The organism is Tolypothrix tenuis PCC 7101, from assembly GCF_963874875.1.
Classification (GTDB): Bacteria; Cyanobacteriota; Cyanobacteriia; order Cyanobacteriales; family Nostocaceae; genus Aulosira; species Aulosira tenue.
Genome location: NZ_CAWNJS010000001.1, coordinates 3,590,737 through 3,609,125 on the forward strand (window position 1 = coordinate 3,590,737; position 18,389 = coordinate 3,609,125).

General features: G+C 42.2%; 17 protein-coding genes and 1 CRISPR repeat array. Of the genes, 4 read left to right on the plus strand and 13 right to left on the minus strand.

Annotation, left to right across the window (positions count from 1 at the left end):
• Nucleotides 1-22: 22 nt before the first annotated feature.
• Nucleotides 23-622, minus strand: coding sequence for a helix-turn-helix domain-containing protein (locus tag AACU25_RS14630; protein WP_096576765.1), 600 nt, complete (start codon nt 620-622; stop codon nt 23-25).
• 438 nt (nt 623-1,060) lie between these two features.
• Here AACU25_RS14630 and thrB point away from each other — a divergent pair, with 438 nt between their 5' ends.
• From thrB to AACU25_RS14645, 3 genes are all read left to right on the plus strand, one after another.
• Nucleotides 1,061-1,984 carry a homoserine kinase gene (gene thrB / locus AACU25_RS14635; protein WP_096576767.1) on the plus strand — a complete coding sequence of 308 codons (924 nt, stop codon included), beginning with the start codon at nt 1,061-1,063 and terminating at the stop codon, nt 1,982-1,984.
• Nucleotides 1,985-1,993: 9 nt separating this feature from the next.
• Nucleotides 1,994-2,503, plus strand: a complete 510-nt coding sequence (locus AACU25_RS14640) for a hypothetical protein (protein ID WP_096576769.1) — start codon at nt 1,994-1,996, stop codon at nt 2,501-2,503.
• A 279-nt stretch (nt 2,504-2,782) separates the two neighbouring features.
• Nucleotides 2,783-2,926, plus strand: coding sequence for a hypothetical protein (locus tag AACU25_RS14645; protein WP_190445915.1), 144 nt, complete (start codon nt 2,783-2,785; stop codon nt 2,924-2,926).
• 321 nt (nt 2,927-3,247) lie between these two features.
• A CRISPR array of direct repeats spans nt 3,248-4,378; the repeat unit is 37 nt; unit sequence GTTGCAATTTCACTTAATCCCTATTAGGGATTGAAAC.
• Between the two features lie 315 nt (nt 4,379-4,693).
• Here AACU25_RS14645 and AACU25_RS14650 read toward each other — a convergent pair.
• The 7 genes from AACU25_RS14650 to yidD form a co-directional block, all read right to left on the minus strand.
• Nucleotides 4,694-4,924: an EF-hand domain-containing protein gene (locus AACU25_RS14650; RefSeq protein WP_045870719.1), complete on the minus strand. Its 231-nt coding sequence runs from the start codon at nt 4,922-4,924 to the stop codon at nt 4,694-4,696.
• A gap of 254 nt (nt 4,925-5,178) precedes the next feature.
• Nucleotides 5,179-6,363 (minus strand): 8-amino-7-oxononanoate synthase, encoded by a 1,185-nt coding sequence (bioF, locus tag AACU25_RS14655; protein ID WP_096576771.1) that lies wholly within the window; start codon nt 6,361-6,363, stop codon nt 5,179-5,181.
• Nucleotides 6,364-6,386: 23 nt separating this feature from the next.
• Complete coding sequence (ruvA, locus tag AACU25_RS14660) at nt 6,387-7,022, minus strand: Holliday junction branch migration protein RuvA (RefSeq protein ID WP_096576773.1); 636 nt, start codon at nt 7,020-7,022, stop codon at nt 6,387-6,389.
• Nucleotides 7,019-7,768, minus strand: a complete 750-nt coding sequence (locus AACU25_RS14665) for a sucrose-phosphate phosphatase (RefSeq protein WP_096576775.1) — start codon at nt 7,766-7,768, stop codon at nt 7,019-7,021. Before AACU25_RS14665 ends, ruvA begins: the two co-directional genes overlap by 4 nt.
• Nucleotides 7,769-8,093: 325 nt before the next feature.
• The gene (gene ilvA, locus AACU25_RS14670; RefSeq protein WP_096576777.1) at nt 8,094-9,605 is read right to left on the minus strand and encodes a threonine ammonia-lyase, biosynthetic; all 1,512 of its coding nucleotides are present in this window, start codon (nt 9,603-9,605) and stop codon (nt 8,094-8,096) included.
• Between the two features lie 508 nt (nt 9,606-10,113).
• Nucleotides 10,114-11,475: an IS4 family transposase gene (locus AACU25_RS14675; protein WP_096573981.1), complete on the minus strand. Its 1,362-nt coding sequence runs from the start codon at nt 11,473-11,475 to the stop codon at nt 10,114-10,116.
• A 500-nt stretch (nt 11,476-11,975) separates the two neighbouring features.
• On the minus strand, nt 11,976-12,263 hold the full coding sequence (gene yidD, locus AACU25_RS14680) for a membrane protein insertion efficiency factor YidD (RefSeq protein WP_096576781.1): 288 nt from the start codon (nt 12,261-12,263) through the stop codon (nt 11,976-11,978).
• A 224-nt stretch (nt 12,264-12,487) separates the two neighbouring features.
• On the opposite strand from yidD, the gene AACU25_RS14685 reads away from it, so the two are divergent.
• A complete protein-coding gene (locus AACU25_RS14685) occupies nt 12,488-13,321 on the plus strand; it encodes a M90 family metallopeptidase (protein ID WP_096576783.1) in 834 nt (277 codons plus the stop codon).
• Between the two features lie 143 nt (nt 13,322-13,464).
• Here AACU25_RS14685 and AACU25_RS14690 read toward each other — a convergent pair whose 3' ends face one another.
• The 5 genes from AACU25_RS14690 to AACU25_RS14710 all read right to left on the minus strand — a co-directional run bounded on the left by AACU25_RS14690 (nt 13,465) and on the right by AACU25_RS14710 (nt 18,366).
• Complete coding sequence (locus AACU25_RS14690; RefSeq protein ID WP_096576785.1) at nt 13,465-14,256, minus strand: nucleoside phosphorylase; 792 nt, start codon at nt 14,254-14,256, stop codon at nt 13,465-13,467.
• A gap of 48 nt (nt 14,257-14,304) precedes the next feature.
• On the minus strand, nt 14,305-15,840 hold the full coding sequence (locus AACU25_RS14695) for a GH3 family acyl-acid amido synthetase (RefSeq protein ID WP_096576787.1): 1,536 nt from the start codon (nt 15,838-15,840) through the stop codon (nt 14,305-14,307).
• 67 nt (nt 15,841-15,907) lie between these two features.
• Nucleotides 15,908-16,543: an acyl transferase gene (locus tag AACU25_RS14700; protein ID WP_321206750.1), complete on the minus strand. Its 636-nt coding sequence runs from the start codon at nt 16,541-16,543 to the stop codon at nt 15,908-15,910.
• Nucleotides 16,544-16,577: 34 nt separating this feature from the next.
• Entirely contained in the window at nt 16,578-17,324 is a 747-nt protein-coding gene (locus AACU25_RS14705) for a sterol desaturase family protein (protein WP_190445822.1), read from the minus strand.
• A 19-nt stretch (nt 17,325-17,343) separates the two neighbouring features.
• Entirely contained in the window at nt 17,344-18,366 is a 1,023-nt protein-coding gene (locus tag AACU25_RS14710; RefSeq protein ID WP_096576789.1) for an aromatic ring-hydroxylating dioxygenase subunit alpha, read from the minus strand.
• Between the last annotated feature and the right edge of the window lie 23 nt (nt 18,367-18,389).

Consider the following 18,389-nt stretch of genomic DNA (forward strand, 5'->3'; position numbering starts at 1 on the left):
GGTACTTACTGTTTCTGCGTATTTATTTTTCTGATTCCAAAAGAAAAAATCCCGTAAAATTACGTGATTTTTCGGCTTTAAGGTCAGAAATCAAGATTTTTTGTCCTGCTGTTTTCTCTGTATGTTCACTCTGAGATAAAGTAGGTTTGGGGATGGTTGATAATCCCATTTGTTTGAGGACGCGTTTAAGATGGCGATCGCTCACATCAATTCCCAATTCTTTCGCTAAATGCTTTCGCAACCAATTGACTGTCCAGCGTCTAAACCCATAGCCACAATCCCTAGGATTTAGAGAAAGTAACTGTTGTAAGCGTTCCAAATATTCCTGATTAATTGCTTTTGGGCGACCTAGAGGGCAATCTTGCCATTGGTGCGCCATCCCAGTACGGGCAATATGCATCCAGTGTCTTGCGGTCGCTGGAGAACATTTTAATGTCTGACAAATTTCGGTTTGAGTTTTGCCCTCATCCGCCAACAACATAATTTCGATTCGCTGATGATAAGACTCAGACAAATCATCTTGTAAATTTTTTTGCAGCTGTTTACGCTGAAACGGTGTTAAATACTTACCTGTTCCCATATTTGGGAGATTAACTTCAGGTTGCTCAAAATCTTTTGACATCACGGTATTTGGCTGTTGATTCCCTATAAATTGACTGTAAACTTTTATGCACCCTGAGAGTTAAAGTAAAAACAACCGTAGAATTCGGTATATCCTAAGTTATTTTTGGTACGCTGCATGATGCAGACGTAAGTTTTTTTCGCCCAAAAGTCAATGCTTTGGGAATTGATACTAGTAACTACACAGATAAGAAATTATTTTCCGTAAAGATTTTATTGAGTACAATTAAGCGGGCAAATGCGCGATCGCATAGGGGTGGGAAAAGGGGAAGGGGGAAAGACAAAACCTTTCTGCGACTTCTGCAAGAAGTCTATTATGTAGGGCGTTTAGTCGCAAATGAGTTGAGGTCAATCAATTACCAAACTCCAAATGACAAATGACAAATGACAAATGACAAATGACATGGGATGCTTATTGAGCGATTAGTGAGATTTGCAGATGTCTGTTGTTTCTAGTGTCACTGTTACTGTTCCCGCTACCACTGCTAACTTGGGGCCTGGTTTTGACTGCATTGGTGCAGCTTTAACGCTGTATAACAAAGTTAAGTTTACACGTCTGGATGCAGGCGGGTTAATTATTCAGGTCACAGGTAAAGAAGCAGAAGGGGTAAACACTGATGAAAGTAATCTGCTCTATCAAGCCTTTGTCAAGTTATATCAACATATAGAGCAGATACCGCCGAGTGTGAAAATTGAGATTGATTTAGGTGTACCTTTGGCGCGGGGTTTAGGTAGTTCCGCAACAGCAATTGTTGGTGGTTTGGTTGCGGCTAATCAATTGGCTGGCGAACCACTCTCTCAGTTGCAGGTGATGGAATTAGCGATCGCAATGGAAGGACATCCTGATAATGTGGTTCCCGCCTTGCTGGGGGGATGTCGTCTAGCTGCTACCAGTGCTGAGGGTTGGGAAATTTGTGATGTTCCCTGGGATGAAAATGTTGTGCCGGTGGTGGCGATTCCTGATTTTGAACTTTCAACTCAAGAAGCGCGGCGAGTTCTCCCTACAGAGTTTAGCCGTGCAGATGCAATTTTTAATACCGCTCATTTGGGTTTATTGTTGCGGGGCTTGGCAACTGGTAAGGGAGAATGGTTAAAGACGGCTTTGCAAGATAAGTTACATCAACCTTATCGTCAAGCATTGATTCCTGGTTACGATGCTGTGAATCAAGCTGCTGTTGCTGCTGGTGCTTATGGCATGGTGATTAGTGGTGCAGGGCCGACATTGTTGGCTTTAGCAGATGCACAACATTCTCCGGCTGTAGCAGCAGCAATGCAAACTGCTTGGCAAACAGTAGGAATTACAGCTGATGTGCGATCGCTTTCTTTGGATAACCAAGGTGCGAAAAGCCTTAACGAAGGATAAATAGGAATTATGCAGCAGATTCTCTCAGAAATAGCAGGGCTTCGCCAACAAATTCAGGTTCTCCAGCAAGAACGTGCTACTCTCACTATTAATAATGTAGTGTCGAGCGAGAATGATTCACCCATCGCCATAGCTGAAGCTTACCGTCGCTTTGCTAGGGAGAATCCGCAATTAGCTGTGGAACTCAAGGGAATTGATGATGCGATCGCAGCTTTAGAATCTCAGATAGACCAAAAACAAGCTGAGTTAGCTCGTTGGCAAACTGAATCTAAACGACTTACTCTAGAGCAACAGCTAGAAGAAGCGAGAAACTTAGCACAGGTTCATGCTCAACGCATCAATCAACTTGCTGGAGAACTAGCCACAGAAATTCGCCTATTAAAATCTTGCGCCGATGAGTTAAGTCCCCTTTACTGGCAGGTTTACTATAAACCATTTATTACCGGCTTTAAGACAATCTCAGTTCCTCATGTGCGTTCCGACGGCGACGTGTGGACAATTGTCAATCGCATCGTCTAAGGGACTTCTAGGGACTTCCAACTAAAAAAATATCCCGTCGCTGAGTAGGCAGGGGGCAGGGAGCAGGGAGCAGGGGGAGAAAGAAAAATATTATCTAAGTAAATTGGATAATTTATTTTCTGGAAGTCCCCTAACTAAAAAAATATACTATCGCTTTTTTGGCAGGGGGGACTCCGGGCGACATTGGTGTCAACTTAAGCTAAAAGCTATATAGGGCGGGCGTTGTACAAATACCTCGCCCTCATCCCCTAACCCCTTCTCCCTCAGGGAGAAGGGGAATTGAATCTCTTGCTCCCCTCTCCTGGTGGAAGCTACGGTGTACACACAAGTCTTAAAATTCCCCCTAGTGCTTGGTTTGATCATCTAACTAATGGTTGTGCGATCGCTCTCGAAGCCTGTCCACACCCAATACTTGTCGGTTAAGGGTAAAAGGGGAAGGGGAAAAGGGGTAAGAAAAAACCTTTAACCCTTACCCTTTCACCTTTTCCCCAAACCAAATTCCAAGTTTAAAATCCTTAACCGAGCAGTATTGTGTCCACACCCAAGAGGAACGACGTAGGCGGAGCCTTCCCGCAGGGTAGCAATCGCAAAAACCACGGGATTATGTGATTACCTCGCTGCGCTCGTAATGACAATTTCAGGGGTCTATAAGGGACTTCCAACTAAAAAAATATCCCGTCGCTGAGTAGGCAGGGGGGCAGGGAGCAGGGAGCAGGGGGAGAAATCGACTTTGGGGCTTCCGCAGTTGCAATTTCACTTAATCCCTATTAGGGATTGAAACAGGAATGCGCCGCTAGCAGAACCAAAAGTTAATCGTTGCAATTTCACTTAATCCCTATTAGGGATTGAAACCAATTCTTAAAGTGTATTTAGGTTCCCATTTTAAGGTTGCAATTTCACTTAATCCCTATTAGGGATTGAAACCTTTTTAATAACTCAATACTAATTTGGCTGAAATGTTGCAATTTCACTTAATCCCTATTAGGGATTGAAACATAATTACCCTAATATCATGAAATGCCCATGACTTTGGTTGCAATTTCACTTAATCCCTATTAGGGATTGAAACACTTCACTTCCTGATGAAGCCCCCGCCGACAACTTGTTGCAATTTCACTTAATCCCTATTAGGGATTGAAACGCAACTAGCGGGGTGATTTCAGCTTTTTTCATGGATGGTTGCAATTTCACTTAATCCCTATTAGGGATTGAAACGATCAACAACTCCCCCATTCTTTCCACTTCCGACAGTGAGTTGCAATTTCACTTAATCCCTATTAGGGATTGAAACTAACTGATACTACCAAAAACCGCTCAATTGTGCGCGAAGTTGCAATTTCACTTAATCCCTATTAGGGATTGAAACAATCAATCGGCGTATGGGGCAATACAGGGCATTCATGTTGCAATTTCACTTAATCCCTATTAGGGATTGAAACTTCTCAAGGATGAGGGCTACCGAGCGTTAGGGGAGTTGCAATTTCACTTAATCCCTATTAGGGATTGAAACTGACATCCTATCGTAGACACGCTATATTAGAAGAGGTTGCAATTTCACTTAATCCCTATTAGGGATTGAAACGGGCTATTAATCATTGATGAATGTAGCCAGGTATTGTTGCAATTTCACTTAATCCCTATTAGGGATTGAAACAAACCATTAGTCCAGGGTTTTACTGTAACTGCTACTCTCTTAGTTGCAATTTCACTTAATCCCTATTAGGGATTGAAACGAATATCTTTGCTAAACCCACCTCCATCATTGTGGTTGCAATTTCACTTAATCCCTATTAGGGATTGAAACTGAGATTTTGAATTTAGGAATTAATCCTGAAAATGTTGCAATTTCACTTAATCCCTATTAGGGATTGAAACAGAAGGATTTTTACAGCCATTTTGAGCGCTTGATTTGTTGCAATTTTACTTAATCCCGTGGTGTTTGCGATTGCTACCCTGCGGGAAGGCTCCGCCTACGTCGTTCCTCTTCACTGTGGACAGGCTTCGGGAGCGATCGCACAACCATTAGCTAGATGACGAACCCAAGCACTAGGGGCAATTTTAAGACTTGTGTGTATACCGTAGCCTGGTGGAAGAGGGGCACAGGGTGAGGGCGAAACCTTGCAACTAATAGGGTTTCACGTTAAGTTGACACCACTGGTAGGAGCGATCGCTCCTACTCCCCTCCGACTGCTAGGTTAAATTACTTGCTTTCTTAACTACTTCCTTTAACTCTTCAAAGGAGATACTACCGTCTTTATCTCCATGCATAGCTAGCAATTCCTGGGGGCTACTGACACCTGTTTCAGCCGAGATAATTGCACTTAAACCAGGGCTTAAAAAAAGCTCATTGATGGAGATTTTGCCATCTTGATCGATATCCAAGGTATTAAAAAGAGATTGAAGCTCTTGCTCGGTTGCCATGACTTTCTATTAGAATTAATTTTTAAATTTAATATGTAAAAATTAAATAAACTTATATCCTGAGACATAAAAACGGGTATCGCTGGGGCTTAGAGGTTATTTATGAAAAACTTCACCCACAAGGGGATGGAGTTTTAGAGCATGGGAAAGGGCTTGCTCCCCCTGCTCCCTGCTCCCTTCCCCCCTGCCTCTTCCGATCATGGGTAAGAGTTTCCAATGCCTAATGCCCAATGCCCAATGCCCAATGCCCAGATTTAGATCCCCTGATTACGAATTACGAATTCTCCCAATGCTGCTACCAGCTGATCGATATGCGTTGCTTGATGGGTTGCCATTGCAGATATGCGGATGCGGCTGGTGGGGACTGTGGGGGGACGAATGGCTGGGGCAAAAATTCCCGCTTCTTGTAAAGACTTACCTACTGCTAATGCTGCGGCGGCGCTGGGCAATTGAAAACATAATATAGGTGATGCTGAAGGTAGTAATTTTAATTCAGCTACCTGTGCTTGCATTAGCTTTTTTAAATAATCGACATTTGCCCACAATTGAGTGCGGCGTTGTGGTTCTTGTTGTACTATCTCAATGGCGGCTAAGGCGGCGGCTGTGTCTGCGGGTGAAAGGGCTGTGGTGTAAATCCAAGTGGGGGCGCGATTGCGTAAAAAGTCAATTAAGGTGGCACTCCCGGCAACATATCCGCCTAAACTACCTAAAGCTTTACTCAATGTGCCAATTTGAATTAGTTGCTTCCCCGTACAACCAAAGTGTTCTACACAGCCTGCACCAGTTTTACCTAGTACGCCAGTGGCGTGGGCTTCATCTACTAGCAGCATACAGCTAAATTCATCAGCTAAATCTAATAGTTCGGGTAAGGGACATAAATCACCATCCATACTAAAAACGCTATCGGTGAGGATTAAACAGCGTCGGTAATTTTGTCTATTCTCAATTAACTGATTTCTTAAAGCTGTGACATTACAGTGGGGATATTCAATTACTGCTGCACCACTGAGAATTGCGCCATTTTTCAGGCTGGAGTGATTGTACTGGTCTGAGAGAATTAAATCGCGCTTACCTACCAAAGCTGCGATCGCACCTAAATTGGCTAAATACCCGGAGCTAAATACTATAGCATCTTCTGTTTGTTTTAAAGATGCGATCGCACTTTCTAATTGTCTATGTAATTCTCGATGTCCGCTAAGTAGTCGAGAACCTGTGCTTCCTGTGCCAAATTCTTGAGTAGCTGCAACCCCGGCTTTAATTAATCGCTGATCCCCTGCTAACCCTAAATAGTCATTGCTGGCAAAATTAATTACTTCTCGCCCCCCTAGTAACACAGTAGCACCGGGAGTTCCATTGATTGTTTGTACTGAGCGATACCAATCTGCCTTACGAATTGTTGTTAAAGACTGCTCTAGCCAAGCATAAGGATCTGTCGCCATATTTAACACTCAGTACTTACAATTTAGCACTCAGCTTGACTGCTCAGATGAGCGATCGCTTGTTTAATCCAGTCTTCCACATAAGCGTCTTTGGGCAGTCCAATGTCTTCGCCAACGACGTGCAAGGCGTGGCTAACTTCGTTGGGGGTATAGCCCAAAGCAAAGAGAGTCATTTGCACTTCTTCGAGAATACCTGGTGCTGGCCCGCCTGTGGCGACGAAGAAACCAGCTGATTTGCGCCATTCGATCAGTTTGCTTTTCAGTTCCAAACAAATGCGTTCAGCGGTTTTCTTGCCAACACCAGGGGCTTGAATGAGAATTTGGATATTAGCAGCGATAATTGCTTGGACTAAATCGGGTAGTTCCAAGGTGTCTAATAAAGTAATTGCTAAGGCTGCACCAATACCACTGACGCTTTGCAAGTGGCGGAATAAGTCCCGTTCTGCTGGGGAAGCAAAGCCATACAACAGGGGTACTTCTTCCCGGACTTGGTAATGGGTAAAGATTTGTACCATTCCCCCCGACTCCGGCAAAGACTTAGTCAGTCGTTGGGGAATTTGCAAATCATACCCGATGTTATTAACCTCAAGGGTCAGAATAACGCGATTATTACCAATTGTTTGAACACCAGCTACGATACCTTTGAGATAACTAATCATTCTAAAAATCCAAAATATTTTAGTCCTTCCAGAATGCCACCTGCACAAAAATCTTGTGCGAGGTAACGGTGATCAGCGGGATATTGATTGTGCCACTGAAGTAACTCAGGGCGCGCATTCCCGACAATAATTCCCCGTTCGTTGCCTACAGCGAATAAAGCAATATCGTTACCTGAATCGCCACAGACAACAGTTTGTTCGGCTGCAAATTTCCACTTTTGACGTAAAAATTGCATTGCCTGACCTTTATCGCTGGAAAGGGGAACAATGTCAAGATCAATTCCACTGCTGTAGATTAACTTTATCTGTAAATTATATTTTTGCAACTGTAGCTCAAGTTGCGATAAAATACCAGGTGCTACTGCTTGTTCTAAGAAAAAACTGACTTTAAAGGGACGCTGTTCGGAATCTGGTTGCAAAATTAACTCAGGATATTTTTCAGTTACCGATAATACTACATCCCGATCCCAACTCTGCGAGAGAATTTCTGACCAACTACTATCAGGGGTATCACTACCATCGAGGTAAATTTCCGTACCCACAGATAGCACGAGGGCATCTGGTTGCATTAAGTTTTTTTCAATTTGCAATTCTCGATATAATTTTGGCGATCGCCCAGTTGCATAGACAATTCTAGTACCGTATGCTTGGCGATGTTGCTCTAAGCGATCGCTTAATTCTACAAGTGCTTCATCATTGCCAACAAAGGTATGGTCTAAGTCAGTAACAAATAAAAAACGGCTCACAGCAACTCCTTAGGTTAGATTTTCCACCAACAACTAAGCTAAAACATAAGGGACTGTGAAAGAAAAAAATATCTATCGTTTTCCGTACTTTTGGCGCTGATGTGGGATGCGTTACTTCCACGCCAAATTAGATCCCCGACTTTTTGAAAAAGTCGGGGATCTGGGCTAAGACGCAATACGGTTTAAATGTAGGATGCGTTAGCGATTAGCGTAACGCATCCAGCCTCTGTTATGAATTTTTCGCCATGATTTTGGGATTATGCAGACGCGATGAATCGGTTGAGCAGACGCGATGAATCGCGTCTCTACAAGATTTAAACGTCAACTATCCTAAAAACAACTTGTAGGCGGGGTTCTTGTTTTCATCCCAATACTGATATCCGAGGGTATCTAAAAATGCTTGCCACTCTGCCATCTCTTGCGGTGGGACTTGGATACCAACAACAATTTTTCCGTAGTCTGCGCCATTATTGCGGTAGTGGAACATACTAATATTCCAGTTGGGACTCATGGAACCGACGAATTTCATTAACGCCCCTGGGCGTTCGGGGAATTCAAAGCGGTAGAGTAATTCATGTTCTGCTAAGGGTGAATGTCCGCCAACCATGTGGCGCAGATGCAGCTTTGTCAGTTCGTCGTCGGTGAGGTCGAGGGTTTCAAAGCCGCAACTCTCAATAGTTTCTCGCATCTTAACTGCATCGGCGCGGTTTTGAACTTGCAAGCCGACAAAAATATGTGCTTCTTGGGCGCTGGCAATGCGATAGTTAAACTCAGTTAAATTACGATTGCCGATACATTCACAAAATTTCCGCAGACTTCCCCGTTCTTCGGGAATGGTAACGGCAAAAATGGCTTCCCGACGTTCCCCCAGTTCGGCGCGTTCAGCCACAAAGCGCAAGCGGTCGAAGTTCATGTTCGCACCGCAAGCGACAGCGACTAAGGTTTGTCCCTCGATTTGTTCGCGTTCCGCGTAGGCTTTAGCAGCTGCGATCGCCAATGCTCCTGCTGGTTCTAAAATGGAACGGGTATCTTCAAATACATCTTTAATAGCGGCGCAAGTATCATCTGTATCTACCAAGATGATTTCATCTACATATTGCTGACACAGGTGAAAAGTTTCCTCCCCGACTTCCCGCACTGCTACGCCATCAGCAAATAAACCCACCTGAGATAATCTCACCCGATGTCCAGCTTTCAGCGATTGACTCATCGCATCTGCATCCACTGGTTCCACACCAATTATCTTGATTTCTGGACGCAACCGCTTTACATAAGCCGCAATCCCCGCAATTAATCCGCCACCACCAATGGCCACAAAAATAGCATGGATGGGTTGCTGATATTGCCGTAAAATTTCCATACCGATGGTTCCCTGTCCGGCTATGACATCGGGATCATCAAAGGGGTGAATGAAGGTAAGCCCCTTTTCGGCTTCTAGTTGTCGCGCATAGGCATAAGCATCATCATAGGTATTACCATGCAATACCACGTGTCCACCCCTAGCTTTGACTGCATCCACCTTTACCTGGGGTGTGGTTACAGGCATCACAATAATTGCTTGCGTTCCCAAGCGACTGGCAGATAAAGCGACACCTTGGGCATGGTTACCAGCAGACGCAGCAATTACACCTTGCTGTAATAAATCTGGTGGCAGGTTTACCATCTTGTTATAAGCGCCACGCAGCTTAAAAGAAAATACTGATTGCATATCTTCCCGCTTCAGCAATAGCTTATTGTTCAGTCTGCGTGAAAGATTCGGTGCATACTCTAAAGGTGTTTCCTGGGCAACATCATATACACGGGCAGTGAGAATTTGAACCAGGTAGTCACAATACATGAGCGTCAAGGGGGTAGCAGATGCCGGATGGAGAATAATTGTACGCTACTTTTGGGGATTGGGGATTAGGTAATTGGTAATGGGTAATTGGTAATTAGCTTTGGTGGTAAGTGTTTGATAGCTGTGAATGAATTAGGACTTATGCCTATTGAAACCAAGAATGCGATAAATGGGTAGGGGCAAGGCAATGCTCATTGGTGTCAACTTAAGCTAAAAGCTATATAGGGCGGGCTTTGTACAAATACCTCGCGCCCTCATCCCCTAACCCCTTCTCCCCCGGGAGAAGGGGAACTAAATCTCTTGCTCCCCCAGGGGAAGGGAAATTAAATCTCTTGCACCCCTCTCCCACTGGGAGCTATCCATTAGTCACATCTTTCTTAACAAAGCTGAAAGCCATTTATAGGAGTAATTTCACGTTGAGGATTCTTAGCTGTGGTTGACAGAGTGAGAAAAATATGTATCCATATGGATTGTTGTTGACATACCCTTGCGGATTTTGTTGATTTGGCTAGTGGGTTAGCCGGGCTAATTTCCAAGTAGCAGCGATATCATGTAATCGTCGCAATCCACGCCAAATAGTCTTAACTCCAGGTTCGCCATCGCTTTTGCGCCCTAAAAAACCACCGAGAGTGGCAATCATACGTACAGCTTCTCTAAGAGTTGGTGGCTTTTGAGGTGGAATCGGATTTTTAGTAAAATGTACGCATAACGACTGCCATTCAAATATCTCTAAAACAGTTTCACAACTAATATCTGGATTATGTCTGGCTTCGTAAGTGAGCCATAATAAACGCCAAGCGACAATTGAATATGTAGCTAATGCCATATTGATTCGCTTTGCAGTTTCGAGTTGTAATTCTTCGATTTGACAACCGCTTTTTAAAGCATAGTGGTAGCGTTCAATTAACCAACGATAGGTATACCATTTGACGCAACGTATGGCGGCGGAAAAATTCTTAATTTCTAGGGTCGTTAATAATAGCCAACTAATCGGGCTAACACCTACTGGTGGATTTTCTTCTTCTGCTAAAATCACCTGTAATTTTACTGGTTTAAGTTGTGAACGTGCTATGTGATGCCGTGGTACATCTACTTCAAATGTTGCATATTTAATGATTAGTTTTGCAGTTCTAGCTGCCGCTTCTGGATTACGTTTTACTTCTACTAATAATGTTCCCCCTACTGAGGTAGCACGGATTGCTTGATGTAAATACTTGGCTGTGTGATTGACTTTTCTATTGTGGGTTCCCCGGATGAGTAAATGTGAATTTCTCGGGCGTTGTTTCCGAAATAAGTCAAATATATCAGCTTCGGAATCTCCCATAGTGACAACTGTTGTTTCTGTGGGCACAAACTCTTGTGTTCTCTCTAATCCATCTAACCATCTTTGACTTTCTTTTTCTTGTATTTGTCGTTGACGGCGTTTTTTCGCTATTCCTAAATCTTCTATATCTCTTGTCCAAACTTGTTGATTAATGATTCCCAGTGGTACTCCGTTTGTACTGGCTGCAAACGCTGTATGTACTTTTAATCCCAAGCTTTTTCTATGATCTAGATAACCAATTCCTCTTGTCGCTGGATGTTTTGTCAAATCTATATTTGTTGTATCCTGAATCATCAACACTGTCTCATGTTCTTTGATTCTAGAGACTGTACTTTTGATATGGGCATTCCTAATATCATCTGCTTCAAAGTATGGTGAATTCCAAAAATCATACGCTGCTGTGGTTGCTGCTACATTTCCACAAGCTTGCGGTATGCTCGCACTAGGTTGTGCTGCTAAATCTTCCACTATCCTTATTAAACGTTTATTTCTTCTTGCATCTCCTAAGTCTGCTTGTCTCAATTCTTCTGATGCCCACTTTTCCATCTTCCATTACCCGTTTTTACTTCCCATGACAAAACTATACCTACTCAGCTTTCTAGCTATTTTTAAGTAAATTGTAGTTTTGTTGAGAAAGATCCGGGTAATGGATAGCACTGGGAGAGGGGCTGGGGGTGAGGGCGAAACCTTGCAACCAAGAGGGTTTCACGTTAAGTTGACACCAATAGGCAATGCCGTGTCCTCTACAATCAATATATATATTGATGTGTCGCAAACATTAAGTCATACCATTTTGAAAAAGAACGCGACAGATGGGTTGGTAGGGGCACGGCATCCACAATTTTGTGGTATACCAAATTATCTTACTGGTGCCGTGCCCCTACAAAGACTTTATTTGTCCCAAACATTATTTAAATTGGTATCAGTCAGTGGAAATCAACCCAACTATATTAAAAACATAAATCGGCTTGAAATCCTTACCAATGACAAATGACCAAGGACTAATGACAGCCTCAGCCAGTTACCTTTAATTTCGCGATAAATATTTAAAGTGGTATACAGCAAGGAACCACAATACATCCACCCTCAGCTTTGGTTTGGAGAGTTTGCGCTGCTATTTTACATGATTGAAATCGCTGGGGAACTGTTTTGATAGCTGTCATCAAGTCTTGATTAATTAGAATGTGCTTTACGTAGTCTGAGCAAGATTCGCCTCCATATAGCAAGCGATGGGGACAGGAGAAACCTTTGCGCGGGGAAAGATGTTTTTGATATATATTCAAAGATGCGATCGCAGCTTTGGTAGCCACAGTTTCCATCGTACTAACTGCCATAAAACAAGCCGAATCAGAAACTACGATTTAATCTTGTACTCCAGTTAGCAATGATAACTCTATCAAAAGGCCTAACTTCAAAATTCCTGAGAGGCGGGGGAAAGGGTAAGGGGTAAAGGGGAAAGGTTTAAAACCCTTCCCCTTTCACCTTTTCCCCAAAACCAATTTTAATTTCAAAACGCTTAACCGAGTAGTATTGACCCATTAACCAACTCTCAAAACCAATGATACCAGCAATCATTGCCTTTCTCATTATTGGCATAGTTATCACCGCAATTTTAATCAGTCCCCTGTTAATTAAACAGCACCGTAAACGTTTAAAATCTCGTCCTTTCCCACCTCTATGGAATGCCATTATTGAAAATAATCTGCCGATTTATCTCCAACTTTCACCCCCAGAACGCAGACGGCTACAAGGACATATTCAAGTCTTCTTAACCGAAAAGCAATTCATTGGCTGTAAAGGATTACAAGTCACAGAAGAAATGAAATTAACTATTGCATCTGTGGCTTGTTTGCTATTACTGAATGAACGAGGTGAATACTTCTCAAAATTGCGTTCAATTTTAGTTTATCCCAGCGCTTATTTAGTAACTGAAACCGTCGCGACTGGAGAGTATGTAGTCGAAGAAAGGCGAGAAGCTAGATTAGGTGAGTCTTGGAGTCGCGATCAAGTTGTACTTTCTTGGGAACAGGTGGAGCAAGACACGCAAAACTGGCAAGATGGACATAATGTAGTGCTGCATGAATTTGCCCATCAATTAGATCAAGAAGATGGTAATTCCCAAGGTGTACCTATTTTACCGAATAAATCAGATTATCCAATTTGGGCGCAGGTAATGACAGCAGAATATCAACAACTCTGCAATGATGTGCAGCAAGGCGTGAAAACTGTAATTAATAGCTATGGTGCAACAAATCCCGCTGAATTTTTCGCCGTCGCCACAGAAACCTTTTTTGAGAAGCCTCAACAGTTGTTACATCAGCATCCGCGATTGTATGAGTTACTGCAACGTTACTATCAAGTTAATCCTCGGCAATGGGGATTTAAGGACTGATAAATAAAGATTTAAGGTAGGGTGTTTTATTGCTGAGGGTACGGCACATTAAACATTTGATATTGCGTCGGTGCGTTGCGCTGCGCGACAACACACCCTACATTTACTATGCCCAATGCCCAATGCCCCATTCCCTATTTTCGCTATAACTCAAATTTAGCACTCAGCAATGTTTCGGCTGCAGATATAGCAGTTGCGATCGCATTCTCAATGGCAATATCTTTCTTGGGGAAGATGATATTTTCAGAAACAGTACGTTGAGCAACTACAGCGCACACAGCAGCAGCGGCAAATTGGTAAACTCCTGCCATTTTAAATAGTGTGCCGCATTCCATTTCATAGTTCAAGATATTTAAATGGCGATATTCTGCGGTAATTCCCTGTAGCGATCGCATTAAATATGGATTGGCTGAATCCATGCGTTCTTGTCCTTCATAAAAGGTATCTACTGAAGCTGCAATGCCTAAATGATGCTCACAGCCTAATTTTCGTGCTGCTTTTACTAAGGCGACTGTAAGAAATGGATCGGCTGCGGCTGGATACTCAAGAGGTGCAATATCATTAGCTGCACCTTGGCGACACAATGCGGCATTGCTAATCACAATACTACCAACGGCTACATGAGGTTGAATTGAGCCGCAAGTACCAACGCGAATAATTTGCCGGATTCCTACCTGGACTAATTCATTGACTACAATACTTAACGAAGGCGCACCCATGCCACTGGTCGCTGATAAGATAGGGCAACCATTGGCTAAATATCCTAAATAACTATTCAGCCCCCGATTATCTGATAACAATTTCACATTTTGCAAATGAGTTTGGGCGATCAGAGATGCACGTTCTGGATCGCCAGATAATAGCGCTAATGTGGGAGGTTTTGCACCCAAATCCGCTTGTTCAAAGCCAATGTGGTAAAAGCGTTTACTGCACATAAGGCAACAGAATTTAGTTCAGAATCATCTTAAGTAACTAAGTAGGCACTATGATGATGTTCTTTGCAATTCTTGTAAAAGTTCGGTGCTAATAGGCGATGTTGCTAAAATTGGATGCTTAATACCTCCCCAAATACTTCCACTGCGGAGACGATGTAAGGCTAATATCTCTGGAATTTGAGCAGAAATTATAACTTGCGGCGGTGCGAGTTGACCAAGCGATCGCGCCCGTTGATAATGATATGACTGTGATAACGCCTCATCTAGTTGTTGCGCCAGGATTTCTTTTGAGGTTGCTGCTGAATCGAGTAGTAAAATATACTGTGGTGGTTCAGCAAGACTGACTAAGCTTTTAAAACAGCCTTCCGGTAAATTCATGCTATGCAAAGCATGATGGACAAAGTTGGATTGCAACTTCTCTCCCACTAAATCGCTAACAGCTTGATGTCTTCCCAGAAACTCTAAACAGGGGGTTTGGCGATAGTAATGCGTTACTCGGATGCGATCGCCTATACGATAACGATACAAACCGCCTTTCTGTGACAAAATTATGGTGTATTCTTCTCCCTGTTGGAGTTCGTGTAAGCGATACACCGAACCGTTATTATCCTCAAACTCAAAAAACACTTCATCCAAAACCGGAACATAACCCCCAGCCGCAATTAAGGGAATCGTCATCGGTGCTTCGGTGGCTAGCAATCCCTTACCTTGAACCAACACACCCGGAAACTGAGATTGCAACCCTTTGGCTTGATCAGCGGCGTTAGCGCTATCCCAACAAGAAATCAGCTTTAAATTTGACCATAATTGCGTCCAAGGTATCGGATTTTCGCCCAGAAGTTGCAGGCGATGTCTACGACGGGCTACGCCTACACGCGATATTTTATTGTGTAATTCTTGCTGTAATAATTCCTGATTTTCTTGAATATATTTTAAATGTACTTGTAGAAAACTCGGACTCCAAATTGAAATAATTTCTAATTTTTCTGCCTGTAATAAAGCCAAAGCCAACTGATGTTTAAATTCTTGGGCATTATGTAGGTGATTAAGGTTATTTGGCATTACTAACCAAGGACGCAGCAACCACCGCAACCAGCCATCTAAATAATCTAAGTCATCTTGTAAAGATGAAGCATCCGCAACATTTAATTGCGGCGAGATACAAGCGTAAATTTTACCTGTAGAAAATCTCGGGCCATTTTTAATTAAATCATAAGCCCACACACAAAACATTTGATTAAATGAGCGTCGTAAAGACAGAGTGTAGGGAATCCATTTTATCGCCCCACTACTACCAGAGGTTTTTTCATAAAATAAAATTGGTTCGGTAGTTAAAGGTATTTGCTGACGCTTTTCTTGTCCTAAAATCCAAGGCTCTAATGTATCGTAATCAACAATTGGCACATCTTGCCAATCTTCTACAGAGCGAATTTTTAAAGCTTTGCCATAGTCGCTAGCCATCAGGCGATCGCAAATTTCTTGCTGCACAGATAGTTGTGTTAATTCTGGATAATTTAAAGCTCGCTCAAAGCGTCGGTAAGCTGGTGCAAAAAGTTTTCCAAATAATTGAATAATCGAACGCATAATATCAAAATTTACAGATGATTTTATACTGTGTAATTTTTGGATTAATTTGAAAAATATCTAACAATTATTCCACCTTTGTATTAGGATAAATATTTGTCCCAGCCGGGACAAACGTACCATCACTAATCACGACACCAGGAACAAGAACGCATCCAGCACCCACAAATACATCGTTACCAATTTTGACTTTATTGACATACAACATTAAGTCTTGTTTGCGGGGCTTAATTATATGAGACGAGATAGTGACACGATGTCCCATAACTACGCGATCGCCTATTTCAATTAAACCGCGATCGGCAATTTCTAATCCTGGTGTCCAGTAAATATTTCGCCCTATTTTAGCACCCCACAATCGCAACCAAAACGAAAATGCACCTGGAATCAATCGCAATATTGTTTCCAATACGGGGATTGCAATATAAATTACCTGAATTTGATGACTACCCCACCAAGGACTATATGAGTTACCGCGTAAATAACTAATACCTTCCTGTACAGGATATATCCATTGATGTAAGCGGTAAATTAGCAAAGGTAATCCATACAAAGAAAATAACACTGCTAAAATACTAAAGATACTGGGTGAATAGGCAAGGTAGATGATAGCAGCCCCAGTTAGTATTAATATCAAGGTAGGAAAAAATAAAAGAATTGTACTTAAAAAGGTCATAAAAATAGGGTATTGGGCATTGGGCATATAAAGAGATATGCTTATGCCTTTTTTGTAAATCTTATGAAAATGGAAATAAAAGTTTTTGGCTTAATGTTAAGGAAGTAGAGATTCCGATTACTGATGGTAAATCTTGGGTTTCATAATAAGTTTTATGTAACTTATCCCACAATTTCAAGTTAGCACCATAATTGCAATTAAAAACTTCACTGCAATGATGCCATGCATGATCCTGGGGTAAGATTAGCCAGGGAAATACAAATTGATATAGCCAACTATTTTCATCAATCATCAAGCGGCTATGTCGCCATAAGTCTAAAGCAGAAGTTAGACTAACCCCTAGTAAATAAGCCGTTGAATCGGATAGAAGATACAAAAATAAAGTGTGTATCCATAAATAAACAATTAGCAAACTTGTCCATAGCGTATTACGAGAAGTGCCTAATACATCCATTTGTGTCACAGTATGATGCACTTGATGTACTGACCACAGAAATTTACTATGTAATAAACGATGATTCCAATAATATAAATAATCTACTAATATAAAACTAATTATAAAAGCTAAAATAGGTGCAATTTTTAAAATGCCCTGTGAGTTGGGTAATAAATGATGGTAAAGCCCGTAAACTACAGTAGCCTGCAATAAAGGAATCACAATTCCTTGAATCATTAAGCCAACAGTATCCAAAAGCCAATCTTCACGATTTTTTGATTTGAGTTGAGTTCGCCCGAATTGATTATTAATTGTCCATACAAGCAAAACAATAAATGTAATAAAAATGATAATTTGTGCTAGGTTATGCATAATTAATTACGAAATATTCTTAAACCCAAAATCTTACTTTTACCGATTGATTTGGTAATAATCTCGGGTCTTCTCTCCGAGAAATTGCTGTTATAATTGACTCTACAAATACATGAATTGTGTCCGCAGGTGTATTAGAAAATTGTGTACCGTATTTTGCGATCGCCTCTCCCTGAATCCCTAAAATTTCAATATCCTGGCGGATAATATGTTGAGCAGTCCACCACACCAACGGACGCGCTAGTTTGTTCCAGATGCCATAGTTGTAAGTGACATCTGTATAAACCAGAGTGGAATTATCGGTTTCTGGGATAGATTGGCTGGTAATGAACAGATGGCGATCGCGTCCCATGTGATATTCCACAGAGGTAATATTGGGCATATAAAAGCGATCGCAATGTTGAATCTCTGCACTTTCACGATTAAGAAAACGGCTATACCAGCCTAAATTGCTGGTTTCATGGCGATACTCTACTAAAACTGCACCATTTTCCCTTTCCACAGTCATTTCTAGCTTTTGTTGGCGAGAGGTACGAAATACGCCAGGATGTACAAAAGCTGTGTGGGGAATATCAATAAAGTTCTCTGCACAATTAGTGACATTGTTAGCAAAACGATTAATTACCCGCACCGTTTCCCAACCAGCTTCTCCATAATGTGGCATAGAAAATGGCTGAAATTCTTCGCGGGGAGTTTCCGCTAACCGCACATATATATAACCATCCTGTTCTTTAGTAGCGTACCGCTTGGCTTGACGCTGCTGGGAAGGTTTGAAATCCTCGCCCTCAGATGGAACTGCAATCACCTTGCCATTTTCATCGTATACCCAACCATGATAAGGACATTGCAAAGCCCCTGCACAGACTTTACCAGTTGATAGACGACTGCTGCGATGCAAACAGCGATCGCGCAACGCTACAGGTTGTCCATCTTCGCCACGAAATATTGCTAGCCACTCACCTAAAACGGTTCTTGCTAATACCTTGTTTGGTTGTAGTTGCTCACTGAGTGCGACAGTATACCAAAAATCTGCAAATTGCATGGTTGATAGTGGGGATTGCTGAG

Excerpts from the sequence above, each read along its gene's own strand:
- AACU25_RS14630 (WP_096576765.1), bottom strand. The coding sequence starts at position 622 with ATGTCAAAAGATTTTGAGCAACCTGAAGTTAATCTCCCAAATATGGGA.
- thrB (WP_096576767.1), top strand. The coding sequence starts at position 1,061 with ATGTCTGTTGTTTCTAGTGTCACTGTTACTGTTCCCGCTACCACTGCT.
- AACU25_RS14640 (WP_096576769.1), top strand. The coding sequence starts at position 1,994 with ATGCAGCAGATTCTCTCAGAAATAGCAGGGCTTCGCCAACAAATTCAG.
- AACU25_RS14650 (WP_045870719.1), bottom strand. The coding sequence starts at position 4,924 with ATGGCAACCGAGCAAGAGCTTCAATCTCTTTTTAATACCTTGGATATC.
- bioF (WP_096576771.1), bottom strand. The coding sequence starts at position 6,363 with ATGGCGACAGATCCTTATGCTTGGCTAGAGCAGTCTTTAACAACAATT.
- ruvA (WP_096576773.1), bottom strand. The coding sequence starts at position 7,022 with ATGATTAGTTATCTCAAAGGTATCGTAGCTGGTGTTCAAACAATTGGT.
- ilvA (WP_096576777.1), bottom strand. The coding sequence starts at position 9,605 with ATGTATTGTGACTACCTGGTTCAAATTCTCACTGCCCGTGTATATGAT.
- AACU25_RS14675 (WP_096573981.1), bottom strand. The coding sequence starts at position 11,475 with ATGGAAAAGTGGGCATCAGAAGAATTGAGACAAGCAGACTTAGGAGAT.
- yidD (WP_096576781.1), bottom strand. The coding sequence starts at position 12,263 with ATGGCAGTTAGTACGATGGAAACTGTGGCTACCAAAGCTGCGATCGCA.
- AACU25_RS14685 (WP_096576783.1), top strand. The coding sequence starts at position 12,488 with ATGATACCAGCAATCATTGCCTTTCTCATTATTGGCATAGTTATCACC.
- AACU25_RS14690 (WP_096576785.1), bottom strand. The coding sequence starts at position 14,256 with ATGTGCAGTAAACGCTTTTACCACATTGGCTTTGAACAAGCGGATTTG.
- AACU25_RS14695 (WP_096576787.1), bottom strand. The coding sequence starts at position 15,840 with ATGCGTTCGATTATTCAATTATTTGGAAAACTTTTTGCACCAGCTTAC.
- AACU25_RS14700 (WP_321206750.1), bottom strand. The coding sequence starts at position 16,543 with ATGCCCAATGCCCAATACCCTATTTTTATGACCTTTTTAAGTACAATT.
- AACU25_RS14705 (WP_190445822.1), bottom strand. The coding sequence starts at position 17,324 with ATGCATAACCTAGCACAAATTATCATTTTTATTACATTTATTGTTTTG.
- AACU25_RS14710 (WP_096576789.1), bottom strand. The coding sequence starts at position 18,366 with ATGCAATTTGCAGATTTTTGGTATACTGTCGCACTCAGTGAGCAACTA.